Source organism: Shouchella phoenicis, assembly GCF_047238345.1.
Lineage (GTDB): Bacteria > Bacillota > Bacilli > Bacillales > Bacillaceae_D > Shouchella.
The window spans coordinates 3,041,003-3,058,851 of record NZ_JBDFMQ010000001.1 but is presented as its reverse complement, the minus strand read 5'-3'; the positions used below and the strand labels follow the sequence as shown (position 1 = coordinate 3,058,851).

The window sequence follows — 17,849 nt, the reverse complement described above, 5'->3', positions numbered from 1 at the left end:
TTTACATTGCTCTCTTTCTAGTGGTACGATACGTTTATTCAGGTAAAAGGAGGGATCGTTCAGATGATTCACGTTCCGATCTCGAGAAAGAATGATTAAATGCAAGATGCATCACCTGTAGACGATGGTAGTTAAATGTCCTTCGTTTATCCACAGGCTGAGGCGTGTGTGCTTTTTGTGTATCACAAAATGATGGAGGTCTTTTAACACTTATGATTGAAACAAATACAAGAACAATTCAAGATATCATTGTCGTTGGTGTAGAACGGCAAGAAGATGAACATTTTCAATATGGGATGGAAGAGCTTGAAAATTTGGCGAAAGCGCTCGATTTAAATCCGGTTGCTTCATTGTCGCAGAAACTTCGTACGCCCAAGCAAACAACGTATATTGGGAGTGGGAAAGTTAATGAACTTTCGAGATTGGTCGAAACATGTGACGTAAACTTAGTCATTTTTAATGATGAGCTTTCTCCTTCGCAAATTCGAAACTTAGAGAAAGAGCTTGAAGTGACAGTTTATGACCGAACAATGCTCATATTAGATATATTTGGCGAGCGGGCAAAAACGAATGAAGCACAGCTCCAAGTTGAAATTGCACGACTTAAATACTTGTTGCCTCGGCTTGTAGGCATGCGCGCATCATTAAGTAGACAAGGGGGAAGTGGATCTGGCTTAGCAAACCGTGGGGCTGGTGAAACGAAGCTCGAGCTTGATCGAAGAAAGATTGAAAGTCGTATAAGCGCGTTAGAGAAAGATCTTGAAATGATTGTTGATCGTCGACAGACGCAACGACAAAAGCGTAAAAATGAAGGCATTCCTGTTGTAGCATTAGTAGGCTATACCAACGCCGGGAAATCTTCTTTGTTGAATGCAATCGTATCGGACAAAAATGACAAGCACGTTTTTGAGAAAGATATGCTGTTTGCTACACTTGACACATCTGTAAGACGTGTTGAATATAAGAAAAATCTACCGTTCTTACTTGCTGATACGGTTGGCTTTGTTTCTAAATTACCCACTCATTTAGTTAAAGCGTTTCGCTCAACGTTAGAGGAAGCGAGAGAAGCTGATTTGCTTCTTCACGTTGTTGATTATTCGAGTGATTCTTATAAACAAATGATGAAAACAACGGAAAACACATTAAAAGAGCTAGAGATTGATCAACCTTCTGTGACCGTCTTTAACAAAATCGATCGTGCCACCAATACTGGCTGGGCAACGAAAAAGGATGAACGGTTTATATCTGCTAAAGAAGGTACCGGGGTAAATGAATTAATTGAAACCATTCAAACCCGGGTATTTCAGCATTTTGTACAAGAAGAACTTTTCATCCCCTTTGATGAAAGTAAAGCATTTGCATATGTGAATGAGCATACGCACGTTCTTAATCAAACGGAAAATGAAACTGGATGGCATGTGACAACGTTTATGCATGAAAAGCATAGTGCGACATTGTCAGCATATAAGCAGTAACGATAAAAGAGACCATAGTTGGTCTCTTTTTCGCTGAATTGGAAAGTTTAATCCTTAAATGGAATCTCGCAAATCGGCCTTAGCTTTCTCAATGGTTGACTGTTCATACCAGTGACTATACGTAAGGATATGACGAGATAATCGTTTATTAATAAGGGGTTTATTAGGTTTGTGGTCTCCTTTAAATGGAGCAAGTGTTTCCATGAAAACGCCTCCTTTTTTAGTCATTATTGACAATAGTTATCTGTTTTAACCGTAACTTTTAAGGAAATGTTAACAAGAAATTAACAGAATTTTCCCAATGGAGATTTCGGTTTCCCAATACAAAAAAGTTCAGATATTTGCTAATTTTAAATTACCAGCTGCGCAGGTTGGAACATTTTGAGGAGGGAAAACGAATTGAATAAGAAAATGGGGAAAATTGTAGCCGGAACAGCTCTAATCATATCTGTAGCATTTAGTTCATCAATCGCTCAAGCGGCAGAAGAAGCAAAGGAAAAATACCTCATTGGCTTCAACGAAGAAGAAGCGATGTCACAATTTGTTGATCAAATTGATGGCGATGAGGTTTCCATCTCTGCACAATCAGAAGATGTAGAAATTGATCTCCTTCATGAATTTGATTTTATCCCTGTTTTATCTGTTGAACTCGATCCTAACGACGTGGATGCATTAGAACTCGATCCAGCCATCTCTTATATTGAAGAAGATGCGGAAATGACAACAATGCAGACGGTGCCTTGGGGCATTAATCGTGTACAAGCTCCTGTAGCACAAAGTAGAGGTTTCACTGGTACAGGCGTCCGAGTAGCTGTATTGGATACTGGGATTTCAAATCACTCTGATTTAAGAATCCGCGGTGGAGCAAGCTTCGTTCCAGGAGAGCCAAACATTAGTGATGGAAATGGTCACGGTACACATGTTGCTGGTACAATTGCTGCGTTGAACAACTCAATTGGTGTACTTGGTGTGGCACCAAACGTTGATTTATACGGAGTTAAAGTATTAGGCGCAAATGGTTCAGGTTCGATTAGTGGCATTGCTCAAGGGTTACAGTGGGCTGCAAATAACGGCATGCACGTTGCCAACATGAGCTTAGGTAGTAGTTCAGGTAGTGCAACGATGGAACAAGCGGTTAATCAAGCAACAGCAAGCGGTGTATTAGTCGTTGCTGCTTCTGGTAACTCTGGTGCCGCAAATGTTGGATTCCCAGCTCGTTATGCAAATGCAATGGCAGTAGGGGCAACGGATCAAAACAATAACCGTGCAAGCTTCTCTCAATACGGCGCAGGGCTTGATATTGTTGCTCCTGGTGTGGGCGTTCAGAGTACAGTTCCTGGTAACGGCTACTCAAGCTTTAACGGCACGTCTATGGCTACACCTCACGTTTCAGGTGTTGCTGCATTAGTGAAACAAAAGAACCCTTCATGGTCTAATGTTCAAATCCGTAACCATCTTAAAAACACAGCAACAAGCTTAGGAAACACAAATCAATTTGGTAGTGGTCTTGTAAACGCTGAGGCTGCAACTCGTTAATTGTAAAAAACTCCTTTTGTGGATTCGTCTGCATCAGGAGTTTTTTTTTGAAAACATAAGCGTTAAAAAAACATCTCCTTTGATGAACGTAATCGAGGAGATGTTTTTTCGGTTTATTGGTTAGGTTATTCTTCTAAACCATTGATAAATCTCGTTTTTGTGGTTTAGTAATGTATTTCTGTAAATATTCATTCGCTTTCTCGTATTGTCCATTTTGTTGATACCACCTAGCGAGCTCCTGTGCATAGGGGATAAATTCAGAAGCATCTTCTAATTGCTCAAAATGAGGCAGGAGCTCATTTTCTAGAAAATGATAAAGCTGATCTGAAGAATCAAGACGATAGAGAAAATAGCGTGCTTGAAGTTCAATTCGTTCATAAGCATGATGCAAACTAAGTTCGATAATCTCATCTAATATGTCGCGAATAAACGTTGTTTCCGCATTCATTGAGAACAAAACATCAACATTGGCTAAACGGGTATACAGGTAGTTTTTACTACCGACTTTATAGTAGTCTGTACATTGCTGAAAACATTCATGGCTTTGTTCGTATTGAGCTTGTTTTTTTAATAGAATGCCGAAATTAAACGTCGCTTGAAAGAATAAGGGTTTGTGACCAATTAAGCGTGTGTTTCGTAAAAGAACCTTAAATACTCGAAACGATTCTTCAAGCATGTTGAGCTGGGTATAATTAATGCCTAGAAGCATTTGTGATTGAGCGATGCGTAAGTAATTATCTTCTTGTTTAAAAATATAAAGGGCTTCTTTTGCATAAATAATGGCTTTTTCTGGTTCATTTAATTGTGTGTAGCAATGTGACATAATAAACGCAACTTCGCGAACAAATAGAAAATTCGCAGCGTACTCTTCATTTTGTAGTCGTAAAAGCAATTGTTTGGCTTCTTTTAGCCGACCAATCTCCACAAGGTAAATCCCATAGAACAATTCGGCGAAGCGCTCTTCAATCGTGTCGAGGTTACTTCGATTTTTATCGACAATGCTCCAATCCTTAAAAGCGAGATTCAGATTCCCGTTCATAAGGTGGTAGCGCATCATATATAAGTGATACGTATTTCTGTAATTTGTTCTCGGGATAACCGTTTCTTTATCTAACAGCAATTCATAATGTTCAATTGCTTTTTCTTCATCTGCGAACTGAATGGCTTCAATAAATGAATCAAGCGTTTGTTTAATCTCCGTATGCTGGGCATATTCTTCCTCAATATTAATTCCAAGTCTTTCTAAAAGTAGTGCTGCAGTCCCGAAATTGGCATTATATATGGAATTTTCGATTTTACTTAAATGTGGAATAGAACATATACCATCAGCAAGTTCGGCTTGTGTCATGTTATGTTTAATCCGGTAGTACTTTATTGTTCTACCTAGTTCCACGGTCATCAACCCACTTCTTATAATATATCAATCATTACATACTTTCCTTTAAAATGAATTCTCGCTTTTTCTTTAATTTCCTGCAAGAACGATGAAAATGGCCGTGTAAATATAAAAAAAGCGACTACAATAGGCTTTATTGCGTAGTCGCTTCGTTTTGATGTTCTACTTGTTCAAGTGCGCGATGAATGTCCCGTATGGAATACCCAAACGTCATTTCTAGATGAGGATAATCGACAAAATGGTTCCAATCTCCACCCCACACAAATCCTAGGTCTTTTGCCATATCTGCAACTTCAAACCAATCGGACTCGCCATTTTGATTGCCATCATACTCGGTATCCCAAATCGGTTGACCATCGCTATTTAACAACGCATAATCAACAGCCAAGCCAAAATTATGAAAAGATTCGCCTCCTGAAACATTGGTGACGATTTTCCCGCTTGTGGATCGACCTTGTTGATAAAGCTCATCCTGTTCTTCAAAACTCCGAAATCCATCTGTAATAATGATATCTATACCATTGTCCGCGGCTTGTTTTATTAACGTTTCGGTTTTATCTGCGACTATTGGGTGAAGTTCTTCTGCGTAGATCACTTCTTCAATGGGAACTTCTGGCTCCTGAAAAACAAATTTATCTGCCAATGTCCCTTCAGCATGATCAATTGTAAAAAAGAATCGATCGTTCATTAAGGCATAATAGGAAATAATGAAACCAATCGTAAGGAGACAAGCAAAAATAAGTAAGAATGATTTCTTGAATTGTCGCACATAAACCTCCCTTAATCATGATACGACAAAGGTGTAGAATTTTATCGTAATTCATCGTTTTTCATTCGTCTACATCTTACTTGTTCTGACTTATGATTTCAATTATTAAGTAGCTGCAAATTTTTTCCTGCGAAGAATGAAATAAAGAAGACCAAGTACCATCCAGCTAACGCCAATAATAAGTGCATTTGTTTCAATGGAGTACAATAAGGACAAACAAAATAGGGCACCTAGGAGCGGAATCAATAAATTTAATATAATTCCTTTTAAAGAACGTTGTTTTTGTCGAACGAAATAATGAGCAATTACGGAAGCATTCACGCTTGTAAAGCCAATTAGAGCACCAAAACTTATAAAGGAATAGATGATTTCTAGTTCACCGAAAATGGCTGTTAACGATAGGACACCAATAAGAACAATATTAAAAACAGGTGTTTTGAATTTTGGATGTAAATAACCGAAAAAACGCTTTGGTAATGTTTGGTCTCTCCCCATTGCAAATAACAGTCGAGATGCACTTGCATGAGAAGACATGGACGATGACACAACAGCTACCATCGTTCCGGCAAGGAACAAGGAATAAAGAAATGCACCGCCAACGTAATGGGCAATTTCTAATGATGCGGCTTCCGCCGACATAAATGTGTCGTAATGTGGATAAACGAGCTGCATCAGATAGGAGATTCCAACAAACAGTGCTCCACCGATCAACACAACCAAAATAATCGCAAGTGGTACCGTTCTTTTTGGGTTTTTCGTTTCTTCAGAAAGGGTTGATATCGCATCAAATCCGAGAAAAGAAAAGCAGAGTATGGCTGCGCCAGTGAAAATGGTCGTCATTTCTAGTGAAGTACTGTAAAAGGGCATCATGGATAATAGTTCACCAGTCCCGAACCCATTATTTAGACCGCGGACAATAAAGAATACAAATATGCCAGCAACGAGAATTTGAAACGCGACAAAAAGTCCTGTAACGTTTGCGGTGAGGCGAATGCCAAGAATATTAATTGTGGTAATCGCTGTAGCTAAAAGTACAACCCAAATAAAGGCAGGGATTTGTGGAAAAGCGGCTTGTAAATAAACCATGCCAATGGCAAAGTTAACCATCGGTAAGAATAAATAATCGAGCAAGAGCGTCCAGCCAGCTGCAAACCCGACGTTAGGATGAATGCTTTTTTGTGCGTACGTATACGCTGACCCCGCTTTTGGAAAAGCCTGTACCATCCTGCCGTAGCTATAGGCTGTTAAGAGAAGTGCGGCGATGGTAAATAAATAAGCTGTTGCGACATGTCCCTCTGTTAATTGAGCGACAATGCCATACGTATCAAAAACGACTAACGGGTCCATATAGGCTAAGCCAATGACTAAAAGCGGTACCAGCGTAAGCGTACGTTTCAGTTTTGTTTCATGTTCTTTCTCCAAGTGAACCACCCCCATAAAATATAGATTTTATTTTAATGTTTTCAGAAACCTGTCGCAATATGTAGTTTAAAAAAAGGACAAAAACGAGGACTTTCTATCGATATAATTTGCGCATTCTGTCTATTCATACTATAATTTGAATGTAATTGAAAATCTTTATCAATAAAGAGAGGGATAAACAAATGAGTTGGTTTAATAAATGGTCGCTCGGTGCGGTCGCGTTTAGTACGATGGCGTTAGCTGCTTGTGGCGATGGGGAACAGGATAATACTGGATCAGAACCAGCAGATGATAATGGAGAAACAACGGAAGAAACCATTTCATATGAGGCGATGAATGGCATGCAGGAAGTTCCTGCTAATCCTGAGCGTGTTGTATTATTAGCAGATGTATATTTCGGTTACTTACAAGAATTAGGAATTGATGTAGCAGCAACGACTGACTATGTGTTTGAAAGTCCTTTTCTAGAAGAGTACACAGACGGTATTGAAAATCTAGGTGACGCAAGTTCTGTTTCTATCGAGCAAATTGTTGAGCTTGATCCTGATTTAATTATTGCTTACGGCTCTTCTGAAATCCTTGATCAACTAGAAAGTGTTGCCACAACTGTAGCGGTTGATTATGCATCATTAGGATATAAAGAGCAGTTAATGGAATTTGGTGAAATGTTCGGAAGAGAAGATGCAGCACAAAGCTGGATCGATAGTTGGGATGAGCAAGTAGAAGCGTTAAAACCAGAAGTACAAGAAGCAGTGGGCGAAGACACGATTTCAATCCTACAGCCAACCGATAGCGATGTTTATTTATATGGAAGCGGCTGGGGCCGTGGTGGCGAAATTATGTACGAGGAATTCGAACTAAATATGCCAGAAGCAGCGGTTGAATCCGTTGGAACAGATGGCTTTAACAATCTTTCATTAGAAGCGGTTCCTGAGCATGCTGGAGATTATATCTTAACAGCACCTTGGACTGTGAACCTAGATGGAAACTTCCTGTATGAAAGCTCAATCTGGGAAGGACTTGATGCGGTAGAAAATGAGCGAGTGTTTGAAATGGACCCGATTGGCTATTACTTTAACGATCCCATTTCAGTAGAACAACATCTTGATGAAATTTCTACTTTCTTACTAAACAACTAAGGATTGACTCGAAACTTGCTACTCTCATCAAGAATCCGGTGAAAGTGGCAAGTTTTTTACGTGCAATACTAAACGTTAAGGAGGAAGGAAAATGATTGTATCCGTTGATATGCTTAAAAAGTGGTTAGATGAAAAGAAAGAGTTCGTTTTAGTAGATGCACGGCATGATTTAAAAGATGAACAAAAAGGTAAACGTCAATATGAAGAAAGTCATATTCCCAACGCAATTTTTGTTGATATGACCAATGACCTTGCAGACCGCTCTTTAAAGCAAGGGGGACGTTATCCGATGCCGCACCCAGAACAAATTGCGGAAATGGCGGGAAATAAGGGGATCAATGAAAACAGTGTCGTCGTGATTTATGATGAAGGAAGCGGGGGGATGGCTGCAGGCAGAGCATGGTGGATGCTTACGTACATCGGAAATGAATCCGTCTACCTTTTAGATGGAGGCTTGCAACAATGGAAAAAACGCGGCTATGAAACAACTGCTACCCAACAGAATCTGGCACCAACGACATTTCATCCACAGTTAAAAAGGAATATGCTCGTCACGCATGAAGACGTGCATCAACGAGATCATGGCAAACCGCTACTCGATGCAAGGTCGTATGATCGATTTCTTGGTGAAAACGAAGAACTAGATGCAAAAGCAGGGCATATTCCTGGTGCCACGAGTTTTTTCTGGAAGCATGTGCTGCAAGATAATGGACTGTGGAAAGATCAACATGAACTAGCAGAGATGTTTGAATCAATAGGTTCCAAGGAAGACGAAGTGATTGTCTACTGTGGTTCCGGGATTTCGGCTTGCCCTCTTTTTGCAGGATTAAAGCAGGCTGGTTTTAAAGATGTAAAATTGTATCCAGGTTCTTGGAGTGATTGGATTACCCATGATTATCCGACAGAAAAAGGGGAATAGGAGAGAAGCGTGTTGCAAAAAAAGCAATGCGCTTTTTTATTACGTATTAGAGGAGCGAATAACATGGCTGTTCACATTGTGTGGTTTCGAAGAGATTTACGCTTGAGCGATCATCAAGCATTGGCAAAGGCAATTGAAAATGCAGATCAAGCAGATGATACGATTTTAGGAGTCTTTCATATTCATCCAGCACTCACGGATTCGTTCACCGTTCGGCATGATTACTTTTATGAAACATTAAAAGCGTTTGTCGACCACACGAATCGCATAAAGTTCCAGGTCGTGTTTTTATATGGTGAGCTAGAGGAGAGTTTTGGTCAACTTCTTTCTTCTATAGATAACGTAAAGGGCATTTATTTTAATAAAGACGAAACAGGCTTTGGCAAAACCCGTGATGACGCATTTGAATCATGGGCTGAGCAAGCGAGCATTCAGACATATTCCTTCATTGATCATCACTTACATGGCGCGTATGAGCTGTTAAAGGATGATGGAGAGCACTATAAAGTATTTACGCCGTATTATAAGAAATGGAGGCAATTAGGTAAACCTGAGTCATGGTCCATTGATGAAGCAGTATTAACAAAACGAAGTGCCCAACAGAGCAGCGTACACCAAGCTGGTGATGAAGCGTATAAACGAATCATGCAGCAGAAAACAGGAAAATGGAAAGACGAGGCTGGTGAAAAAGCAGCCCATGATTATTTAGCAACATTTTTAGAAGATCGTATTGAATCGTATGAAAAAGAAAGAGATTTTCCTGAGTACGATGGAACAAGCCAGTTGTCGAAATTTCTAAGGACTGGTTCATTATCCATACGAACAGTTTTTCATGCCGTGCAGGAAAAAAGAGACCAAATGCATAACGATGCAGGCGCGGAGACCTTTATCCAAGAGTTAGCGTGGCGCGATTTTTATAATATGATCTATGCCCACTACCCTAGTAGTCACGATAAAGAAATTAAAGAGCAGTACCAAGGCATTAAATGGCGAACGGATGAAGAACATTTGCAAGCATGGAAAGAAGGAAAAACAGGCTACCCACTAGTAGATGCCGCTATGCGTCAACTTAACACAACGGGGTGGATGCACAATCGTTTAAGAATGGTGGTGGCATCGTTTTTAACAAAGCATTTGCTAATCGATTGGCGTTTAGGCGAACACTATTTTGCGGAACGGCTTATTGACTATGATCCAGCATCGAACATTGGTGGCTGGCAATGGGCGGCTTCAACTGGAACGGATGCGGTTCCGTATTTTCGGATTTTTAACCCATATCGCCAGGCAGAGCGGTTCGATCCTCATGGTCGTTTTATTCGCTCACACGTTGAAGAGTTGAAAGATGTACCTACAAATTGGATTCATACGCCGCATGAAATGGATAAGGATAAGCAAAAAGAGTACGGTTCTAACCACTATCCTGCACCTATTGTGAATCATCAGCGTGCACGTCAACGAGCATTGGAAGCGTTTGGTGGTTCATAAATCGTGGCGAAAGGAAGACGGGAGTTTGCTATACTTAGGAGAAGGAACTAAAGAGAAAGTAGGGTTAGCTATGTCCGATGCATATAAACAATTTCTAAATCAGACCTATAGCCATTTAGATTCATTCGCTGAAAGTTTAGGAAAACTCCTGGCTTGCCCCATTACAATTGAAAACAAACATCACCACCTATTGGCGTATTCGGAACATGGTGAAGGAACCGATTCCGCTCGGGTCTCGACCATTATTGGCAGAAAAGTTCCTGATAAACTGATTCATCGTTTTTGGAAAGATGGAATTATGACAGCATTAAATCAATCACCAGAACCGCTCGTTATTGCCGGGATTGAAGAATTTGGACTTGGCCGGCGTGTCGCCCTATCAATCCGGGATGGGGCGAATGGTGTGATCGGCTATATATGGGTTTCAGAAACGATTCGTTCATTAACGGTATTTGAGCAACAATGGCTAAAAAAAGTCGCTGTTAAAGCAAGTGGTTATTTCTCTTTATACGACCGCGAGCATTTAGCGCCGACAAAAGAAGAGAAGCTGTGGAAAATCATTACGAATACCTTTACGACTGCGGATTTGCCAGCATCATGGTTAAGTCCAAATACAGAGAAATGTATTCTTATGGTTGATTTACAGAATTTTGCAGAAAATCTTATGAAAGTAGAGCAATTGATTCAGTCTTTCAGTTCGATATACATGTTCGATGGACGTTATTTCATTGCTATTTTTGTTCATTCAACTGTAGCGGAACCAGTTGGGAAGGTACATCAATCTTTACATAACGAGATTCCAGTTGCATGTGGGAATCCATTTACGCAATTCGAAAGCATGGCAAAATCGTATGAACAAGCAAAAATGATGCTCGCACTAAAAAAACGTTTCAAAAATGAATTGAGTAAAGAGTTGTTTTATTATCAAGCAGGAGCAATGCGGTATATTGTCCCTTACGAGGAAAAAGCGTACGTCATGAGCAAGCACCCTGCTTTACATGTATTGGAGAAGTATGATGAACAAAATCAAACCTATTTGTTAAAAACGTTAGATGAATTTTTAAAGAAAGATGGGCATCTCTCAATGACAGCAAAAGCACTTCACATTCACTCAAACTCTCTACAGTATCGGATGAAGAGAATCTCTGAATTAACGAATCTTGATTTGAAAAAGCCAAATGAGCGCATTGGGTTATATTTAGACTTGCGAAATCATGGAGAGTAAGAAGAATTGAATGAATTTCATAATAGGTAGTAATCGTCATTTTTATGAATGATTTCAGCAATATCGTCTGTAACAGTCGACTTAATAAATGGCGACGACTCCTGCGGGAACAGCACGTGTCCGAAGATATTGAAGCATTTTTTGCGGCTGAGGCCGTGCCCGAGGCAAAGAAGACACCGTGACTGAAAGCGTTCGCCATATTAAATAGATCGTATGTCTTTTTTACATCAACTTCGAGTTGTGAAACTGGCTAAATTATCGAATCATTTGTGTTATTTGCACAAATGAATAGGGGAATTTTTAGCTAACTAGGATGAAGAGAAACGGGTTGTTTGTGGATATACTACAAATAGAATCGGTCGTAGGAGGTTAGGAATCATGATAATTGGTGTTCCGAAAGAGATAAAAAGCTATGAAAATCGTGTCGCGATTACACCTGCTGGGGTCATGACGTTAACGGTAAGTGGTCATTCTGTCATCGTTGAATCTGGTGCGGGAGACGGTAGTGGGTTTACAGATGAAGAATATCAGCAAGCTGGTGCACGATTGGAAGCGAAAGCAATTGATGTATGGACGAATGCGGATATGATTATGAAAGTGAAGGAGCCGTTAAAGCCTGAGTTTGCTTATTTTCGTGAAGGGTTGATCCTATTTACGTATTTACATTTAGCAGCAGAGCGTTCTTTAACGGAAGCGCTCATTACTAAGAAAGTCACAGCGGTTGCTTATGAAACGGTGGAACAATGGGGCACCCTCCCTCTCTTAACACCAATGAGTGAAGTTGCGGGGAGAATGGCTACACAGATGGGCGCTCGCTTTTTAGAGAAAACAAATGGAGGAAAAGGGATTCTTTTATCTGGTGTACCCGGAGTGAAAAGAGCAAAAGTAGCGATTGTCGGTGGCGGAGTCGTTGGGACGAACGCAGCAAAAATGGCGATCGGTTTAGGGGCTCAAGTTACGTTGCTAGATGTAAGTGCAGAGCGTTTGCGTCAGCTTGATGATCAGTTCGGCAACGATATCCAGACGATGATGTCGAACCCGCTCAATATTGCTGTTGCAGTAGAGGAGGCGGACCTTGTCATTGGAGCTGTTCTCATACCAGGAGCGAAAGCGCCAAAACTTGTTACGGAAGAAATGATCAAAGCGATGAAAGAAGGAAGCGTAGTAGTTGATGTTGCGGTGGATCAAGGAGGAATTATTGAGACAGCTGACCAAGTGACAACACACGATCAACCGACCTATGTGAAACACGGCATTATTCATTATGCTGTGGCGAATATGCCAGGTGCGGTGCCTCGAACGTCAACGATTGCTTTAACAAATGTAACCATTCCGTATGCGAAGCAGATTGCAGATCAAGGGATCAAGCAGGCGCTAAGTAGAAATCCAGCTTTAGCAAAAGGATTAAATACAGCTGCTGGCTTTGTAACGTACGAAGCGGTTGCTCGAGATTTAGCGTTTGAGTACAAACCTACCGAAGAAAGCTTATTGCTCATATAGAAAAAGAAGCGCTGAAGAACTTATCTCAGCGCTTTTCTGTATTCTTTATTAAATGGATTCTTGTACGAAGACTACGCATACCGGATAAGGCACAGGAATGTCTTTTTCCAATAAGGTCAAATGTCCTGAAGTTTGGTTGCGCTCATACAATGTCATGTTGCCAGACTCTTGGTTGGATGCAACTAAAAAGTTGCCGGACGGATCAAGTTGAAAATCACGAGGCCAGTTTCCTTCCGTACTGATAATCTCAACTAGTGTTAGCTCGCCAGATAATTCGTTCACAGCAAAACTTGCAATTGAGTTATGACCGCGATTGGCTACGTATACGAATTTCCCGTCACGTGAAAGGTGAATCGCGCTGCCATAGCTTTCCTCGACAAAGCCTTCTGGTAGCGTAGAAATAGTTTGAATTTCACAGAGTTCACCAAGAGACGCATTGTATTCGCACACAATTACTTCATTTGAAAGCTCTGTCATAATATAGGCGTACGCTTCGTGAGGGTGAAAAGCAATGTGTCTAGGGCCTGCTCCTGGCGCAACGTTTAATGTAAAGTGACGCTCTAACTGTCCTTCCTCGTGTTTATAAAGAACCACTTCGTCTGTTCCTAAGTCAACAGCCACAGCAAACTGTTCGTCTGGCGTGAATCCTGAAAAGTGAGCATGTGCTTTTTCTTGGCGGTCTTTATTTGGTCCGCTTCCCTCATGGGTTACGCTAGAAAGAATCTCGCCTACTGACCCATCTTCTTTTAGCTGATAAGAGAGAATGGAGCCGCTATGGTAGTTTGCGGACAAGGCGTTCAAGTTGTCTGAACGAACGGCTACATGACAAGGGCCACCATCTGACGTAATGTTTTTGTTTAACGGTGTGAGCGCTCCGCTCTTAGCATCTAGGTCAAACGCGTGAATACCGCCTTCTGATCCCTCTTTCATTACAGCATAAAGTTTATTTGTTTTCGTAACCGCTATAAATGTCGGATCTTTTAATTCTGCCGCTACGTCCAAATGTTGCAGGTTCTTCGCTTCGGTATCTAAAGTAAATGTGTAGACGCCTTTGCTATCTCCTTTTGAATAAGTACCGATATAGCCACGATAGGTTGTCACGTTTTATCATTCCTTTCCATTCGTTTGTCACTGCTAGTATACATGAAACGTCGTCATCGTTCATGTAATCGTGCGTGTTTCGATTTTTTACGTTGTGAAAATTTTGAGGAAGTAAACGTGATAAGTCCAATCCAAATAAAGAAAAAAGCGAGAAATTGGACATATGAAAATGGTTCTTCAAACACGAATATGCCGAGAATTAGCATAGAAGTTGGCGCGATATACTGTAGAAAGCCAACTAACGAAAACGGAATATGTTTGGCGCCGTAGGAAAATAACATCAGAGGTACCGCTGTAAAAATCCCTGCACCTGCAAGTAAAAGCAGTGTTGAACTTGTAAATTCACTGAAAGCATAAGATGTAAACAGAAATAAATAAAGGAGCGCAATCGGTGTAACTAATAATGTTTCAATAAAAAGACCTGCAGTAGCAGATATGGACACGGACCTCTTTATAAAGCCGTAAAAACAAAAACTTAACGCCATCCCAAAAGCTGCCCAAGGAATGGTACCGTTAAATAGAATTAAGATGAGCACGCCAATACCTGCGGCGGATACAGCAAACTTCTCAGCTGTACTTAGCTTTTCTTTAATGATCACGGTTGCCAATACGACATTAAGAAGAGGGTTAATATAATAAGCTAGACTTGCTTCTAGTACCATATTGCTGCTCACTGCAAAAATAAATAAAAACCAGTTTATACTAATAAACACTGCTGCGAAAATCATTGGAATTAGCTGTTTCGACTGACTAAAAACCGTTTTAATTTCGCGTATGTATAAGGTTTTCTTTTTTGCGAAAACGAGGAGTGCGATCATAAAAAGGAAAGCGAATAAAATTCGATACATTAATACATCTAAAGCGGGAATAAACGAGAGCAATGCCCAATAGAGTGGAAGCAAGCCCCAAATTAAATAAGATATAAGCGTTGTTGTAACACCAGTGCGAAAATTTTGCTCATTTTGCATAAATCATTCTCCAATTCATAATAATAGCTTTATTTTAGACGATTTAGCCTAAATAGAAAACGAATCCGACTTTAACTCCAAAAACGATTTAAAAAAGACAGAATGTAAGGAAAGTTGACAATTTTTATGATTCACTTCTTCTTTTCGGCAGGAAAACCGGCGACCGTTACGAATAAGTAAAGAGACATCATGATTTGTAAAGGAGCGTAAAGAAGATGAAGATTTATGCATCCGTTGATATGGAGGGCATTACCGGTTTAGTCGATCGTCAGTTTGTTACGCCTGGCGAACGTTTTTACCCAAGGGGACAAACGTTAATGACACAAGAAGTCAATCATGTTGCAGAAGCCGCATTTAAACATGGTTGTAAGAGCTTTATTGCAAACGATTCACATGGAAAAATGAATAATTTACTTATTGAAGCTTTACATGATGAGATCCAACTTATCTCTGGCGAAGTTAAGCCATATTCGATGATGCAAGGCTTGGACGGTACTTTTCAAAGTGTCTTCTTCATCGGTTACCATGCTCGAGCCTCTATGCCGGGTGTTATGAGTCATACGATGATTTTTGGTGTTCGCAATATGTGGTTAGATGGTGTATTAATCGGTGAATTAGGATTAAATGCGTTTCTTGCCGGCTATTATGATGTGCCGGTTGCCTTTGTAGCTGGTGATGAAGGCGCTTGCAAAGAGGCGGAAGCCCTTCTTCCAGGAGTTGTGACAGCTTCGGTTAAAGTAGCTCAGTCTCGATCTTCCGCTTTATGTTTATCACCGAGTGAAAGTCAAAAGCTGCTTCAGGAAAAAACGCATTTAGCGTTACAAACACCGACAGCCTCTCCGTTGAAACTAAAAGGAGCGCCGACCTTCCATATTGAATTTGCAAACTATGGTCAAGCTGAGTGGGCAGCGCTTATGCCAGGCGCATTTATTGAAACTGGAACAACGGTAGGGTTTAAAGCGAAAGACGTAAAAGAGGCATATCAAGCAATGCTGGTGATGACGGAGCTTGCCATGCAGACGACGTTTTGTTAAAGAGAGGCGATATTCATGCTTAAATATGTCAGTCGTCGGTTTTTAGCGATGATTATGACGCTATGGATTATTATTACGGCGACATTTTTTCTGATGCATAGTGTGCCTGGTTCACCATTAAATGGCGAGCACAATACAAGTGAAGCAGTTCAAGCAAATCTTGAAGCGTACTATGGATTAGATCGTCCAGTTCTCCTGCAATACATTGATTATTTAGGCTCAATTATCCAGTTTGATTTTGGTCCATCGATCTCTCAACCAGCTGTATCCGTTAACGATTTAATTTCAAGAGGATTTCCCGTTTCACTTGAACTAGGCTTATACGCGTTAGGGTTTGCTCTCATTTCAGGTGTGACCTTAGGCGTACTTGCTGCTTTAAGGAGAAATGGCATGATTGATTATCTATTAATGACATTAGCGGTTTTAGGGTTGTCCGTACCAAATTTCATTTTAGCAGCATTGCTTATTCAGTCTTTTAAAGACTACTTACCCGTTGCATTGTGGCACGATTGGACACATATGATTTTACCTGTTTTTGCTTTAGCAACATCACCGATGGCAATCATAGCACGTTTAACCCGCTCGACAATGGTGGATGTGCTCACTCAAGACTACATAAGAACGGCTCAAGCGAAAGGCCTTTCACCTTTTGTTGTCGTGACAAAACATGCGTTAAGAAATGGACTAATGCCAGTTGTCACGATTATGGGGACGCTCGTTGCTGGGGTTTTAACAGGAAGTTTTGTGATTGAAAAGATTTTTGCCATTCCTGGAATTGGTCGTTATTTCGTTGAAGGTATTAACAATCGAGATTACGCCGTCATTATGGGTACAACCATTTTTTACAGTGCGATCTTGCTCGTTATGCTGCTAATTGTTGATATTATCTATGGCTTCCTCGATCCAAGAATTCGCCTCGACAAGAAGGAGGCAAAATAATGGCTTTGCTCGATTCGAATGGTCAATCAGTGAAAGACGAATTATTTCAACGGAATACAGAACAGCTAAATGCTGAGCAGGTATCAAGACCGTCTCTTTCTTATTGGCGCTCGGTTTGGATGCGACTAAAACAAAATAAGCTTGCTATGTTTGGTTTGGTTACAATGATTGGTTTAACCATTATGGCGATTATTGGACCGTGGATCTCACCACACTCAATCGCGTCACCCAATTATACGATGGTCAATCAACCTCCATCGAGTGAATATTGGTTTGGCACAGACGCTCTAGGACGAGATATGTTTGCAAGAACCTGGTATGGTGCGCGCATTTCTCTATTCGTTGGATTAGTAGCGGCGTTAATCGATTGTATTGTCGGCATTATTTACGGTGGGGTTTCTGGCTATAAAGGTGGAAAAACCGATTCGTTTATGATGAGGATTGTCGAGATTTTATACGGTCTTCCATACTTACTTGTTGTCATCCTCCTTATGGTTATTATGGGTCCAGGCTTGCTGACGATCATCATTGCTTTAACAATTACCGGTTGGGTTGGCATGGCACGAATTGTTCGAGGGCAAGTGCTCTCGTTAAAACAAAATGAGTACGTGCTTGCTTCTAAAGTTTTTGGGGCGAGCACAAGTCATATTATTCGAAAAAGCCTACTCCCAAATACAATGGGACCCATCATTATTCAAATGACGCTAACGGTACCTACAGCTATCTTTGCAGAAGCATTTTTAAGTTTTCTTGGCTTAGGCATCTCCGCACCTTATGCTTCATGGGGATCGCTTGCGGAGGACGGACTTTCTTCCATCTTAACAGGGAACTGGTGGCGTTTATTCTTTCCTGCATTTTTTATCTCGCTAACGATGTATGCGTTTAACGTATTTGGTGATGGCCTACAAGACGCCATTGATCCGAAGACGAGGGGGAACTAA

Annotated in this window: 16 protein-coding genes; 10 read left to right on the top strand and 6 right to left on the bottom strand. The window is 40.7% G+C overall.

Going from position 1 to position 17,849, the window contains the following annotated elements; all coding sequences use genetic code 11:
• The first annotated feature begins 212 nt into the window (after nucleotides 1-212).
• Entirely contained in the window at nucleotides 213-1,475 is a 1,263-nt protein-coding gene (hflX, locus tag ABC361_RS16420; protein WP_413074932.1) for a GTPase HflX, read from the top strand.
• Nucleotides 1,476-1,529: 54 nt separating this feature from the next.
• Here the strand turns inward: hflX and ABC361_RS16415 are convergent, their stop codons facing one another.
• A complete protein-coding gene (locus ABC361_RS16415) occupies nucleotides 1,530-1,679 on the bottom strand; it encodes a hypothetical protein (RefSeq protein WP_413074931.1) in 150 nt (49 codons plus the stop codon).
• Between the two features lie 195 nt (nucleotides 1,680-1,874).
• Between ABC361_RS16415 and ABC361_RS16410 the strand changes: the two genes are divergently transcribed.
• Nucleotides 1,875-3,011: a S8 family peptidase gene (locus tag ABC361_RS16410; RefSeq protein WP_413074930.1), complete on the top strand. Its 1,137-nt coding sequence runs from the start codon at nucleotides 1,875-1,877 to the stop codon at nucleotides 3,009-3,011.
• Between the two features lie 133 nt (nucleotides 3,012-3,144).
• Here the strand turns inward: ABC361_RS16410 and ABC361_RS16405 are convergent, their stop codons facing one another.
• The 3 genes from ABC361_RS16405 to ABC361_RS16395 form a co-directional block, all read right to left on the bottom strand.
• Nucleotides 3,145-4,410: a helix-turn-helix domain-containing protein gene (locus tag ABC361_RS16405; RefSeq protein WP_413074929.1), complete on the bottom strand. Its 1,266-nt coding sequence runs from the start codon at nucleotides 4,408-4,410 to the stop codon at nucleotides 3,145-3,147.
• Between the two features lie 130 nt (nucleotides 4,411-4,540).
• Nucleotides 4,541-5,176, bottom strand: coding sequence for a M15 family metallopeptidase (locus tag ABC361_RS16400; RefSeq protein ID WP_413074928.1), 636 nt, complete (start codon nucleotides 5,174-5,176; stop codon nucleotides 4,541-4,543).
• Nucleotides 5,177-5,281: 105 nt separating this feature from the next.
• A complete protein-coding gene (locus ABC361_RS16395; protein ID WP_413074927.1) occupies nucleotides 5,282-6,613 on the bottom strand; it encodes an APC family permease in 1,332 nt (443 codons plus the stop codon).
• 167 nt (nucleotides 6,614-6,780) lie between these two features.
• Here ABC361_RS16395 and ABC361_RS16390 point away from each other — a divergent pair, with 167 nt between their 5' ends.
• The 5 genes from ABC361_RS16390 to ald all read left to right on the top strand — a co-directional run bounded on the left by ABC361_RS16390 (nucleotide 6,781) and on the right by ald (nucleotide 12,866).
• Nucleotides 6,781-7,737, top strand: a complete 957-nt coding sequence (locus ABC361_RS16390) for an ABC transporter substrate-binding protein (RefSeq protein WP_413074926.1) — start codon at nucleotides 6,781-6,783, stop codon at nucleotides 7,735-7,737.
• Between the two features lie 91 nt (nucleotides 7,738-7,828).
• Nucleotides 7,829-8,656: a sulfurtransferase gene (locus ABC361_RS16385; RefSeq protein WP_413074925.1), complete on the top strand. Its 828-nt coding sequence runs from the start codon at nucleotides 7,829-7,831 to the stop codon at nucleotides 8,654-8,656.
• Between the two features lie 63 nt (nucleotides 8,657-8,719).
• Nucleotides 8,720-10,141, top strand: coding sequence for a cryptochrome/photolyase family protein (locus tag ABC361_RS16380; RefSeq protein ID WP_413074924.1), 1,422 nt, complete (start codon nucleotides 8,720-8,722; stop codon nucleotides 10,139-10,141).
• A gap of 70 nt (nucleotides 10,142-10,211) precedes the next feature.
• Nucleotides 10,212-11,366 carry a PucR family transcriptional regulator gene (locus ABC361_RS16375; RefSeq protein ID WP_413074923.1) on the top strand — a complete coding sequence of 385 codons (1,155 nt, stop codon included), beginning with the start codon at nucleotides 10,212-10,214 and terminating at the stop codon, nucleotides 11,364-11,366.
• 378 nt (nucleotides 11,367-11,744) lie between these two features.
• Entirely contained in the window at nucleotides 11,745-12,866 is a 1,122-nt protein-coding gene (gene ald / locus ABC361_RS16370) for an alanine dehydrogenase (RefSeq protein WP_413074922.1), read from the top strand.
• A gap of 48 nt (nucleotides 12,867-12,914) precedes the next feature.
• Here ald and ABC361_RS16365 read toward each other — a convergent pair whose 3' ends face one another.
• Together ABC361_RS16365 and rarD are read right to left on the bottom strand one after the other, a co-directional pair.
• Entirely contained in the window at nucleotides 12,915-13,967 is a 1,053-nt protein-coding gene (locus tag ABC361_RS16365; RefSeq protein WP_413074921.1) for a lactonase family protein, read from the bottom strand.
• Nucleotides 13,968-14,020: 53 nt separating this feature from the next.
• Nucleotides 14,021-14,935, bottom strand: a complete 915-nt coding sequence (rarD, locus tag ABC361_RS16360; protein WP_413074920.1) for an EamA family transporter RarD — start codon at nucleotides 14,933-14,935, stop codon at nucleotides 14,021-14,023.
• Nucleotides 14,936-15,150: 215 nt separating this feature from the next.
• On the opposite strand from rarD, the gene ABC361_RS16355 reads away from it, so the two are divergent.
• Genes ABC361_RS16355 through ABC361_RS16345 form a run of 3 tightly spaced genes read left to right on the top strand, consistent with a single transcriptional unit; the run spans nucleotide 15,151 to nucleotide 17,849 of the window.
• Complete coding sequence (locus ABC361_RS16355; RefSeq protein ID WP_413074919.1) at nucleotides 15,151-15,969, top strand: M55 family metallopeptidase; 819 nt, start codon at nucleotides 15,151-15,153, stop codon at nucleotides 15,967-15,969.
• Between the two features lie 15 nt (nucleotides 15,970-15,984).
• Nucleotides 15,985-16,908, top strand: coding sequence for an ABC transporter permease (locus tag ABC361_RS16350; RefSeq protein WP_413074918.1), 924 nt, complete (start codon nucleotides 15,985-15,987; stop codon nucleotides 16,906-16,908).
• Nucleotides 16,908-17,849, top strand: a complete 942-nt coding sequence (locus ABC361_RS16345; RefSeq protein WP_413074917.1) for an ABC transporter permease — start codon at nucleotides 16,908-16,910, stop codon at nucleotides 17,847-17,849. Before ABC361_RS16350 ends, ABC361_RS16345 begins: the two co-directional genes overlap by 1 nt.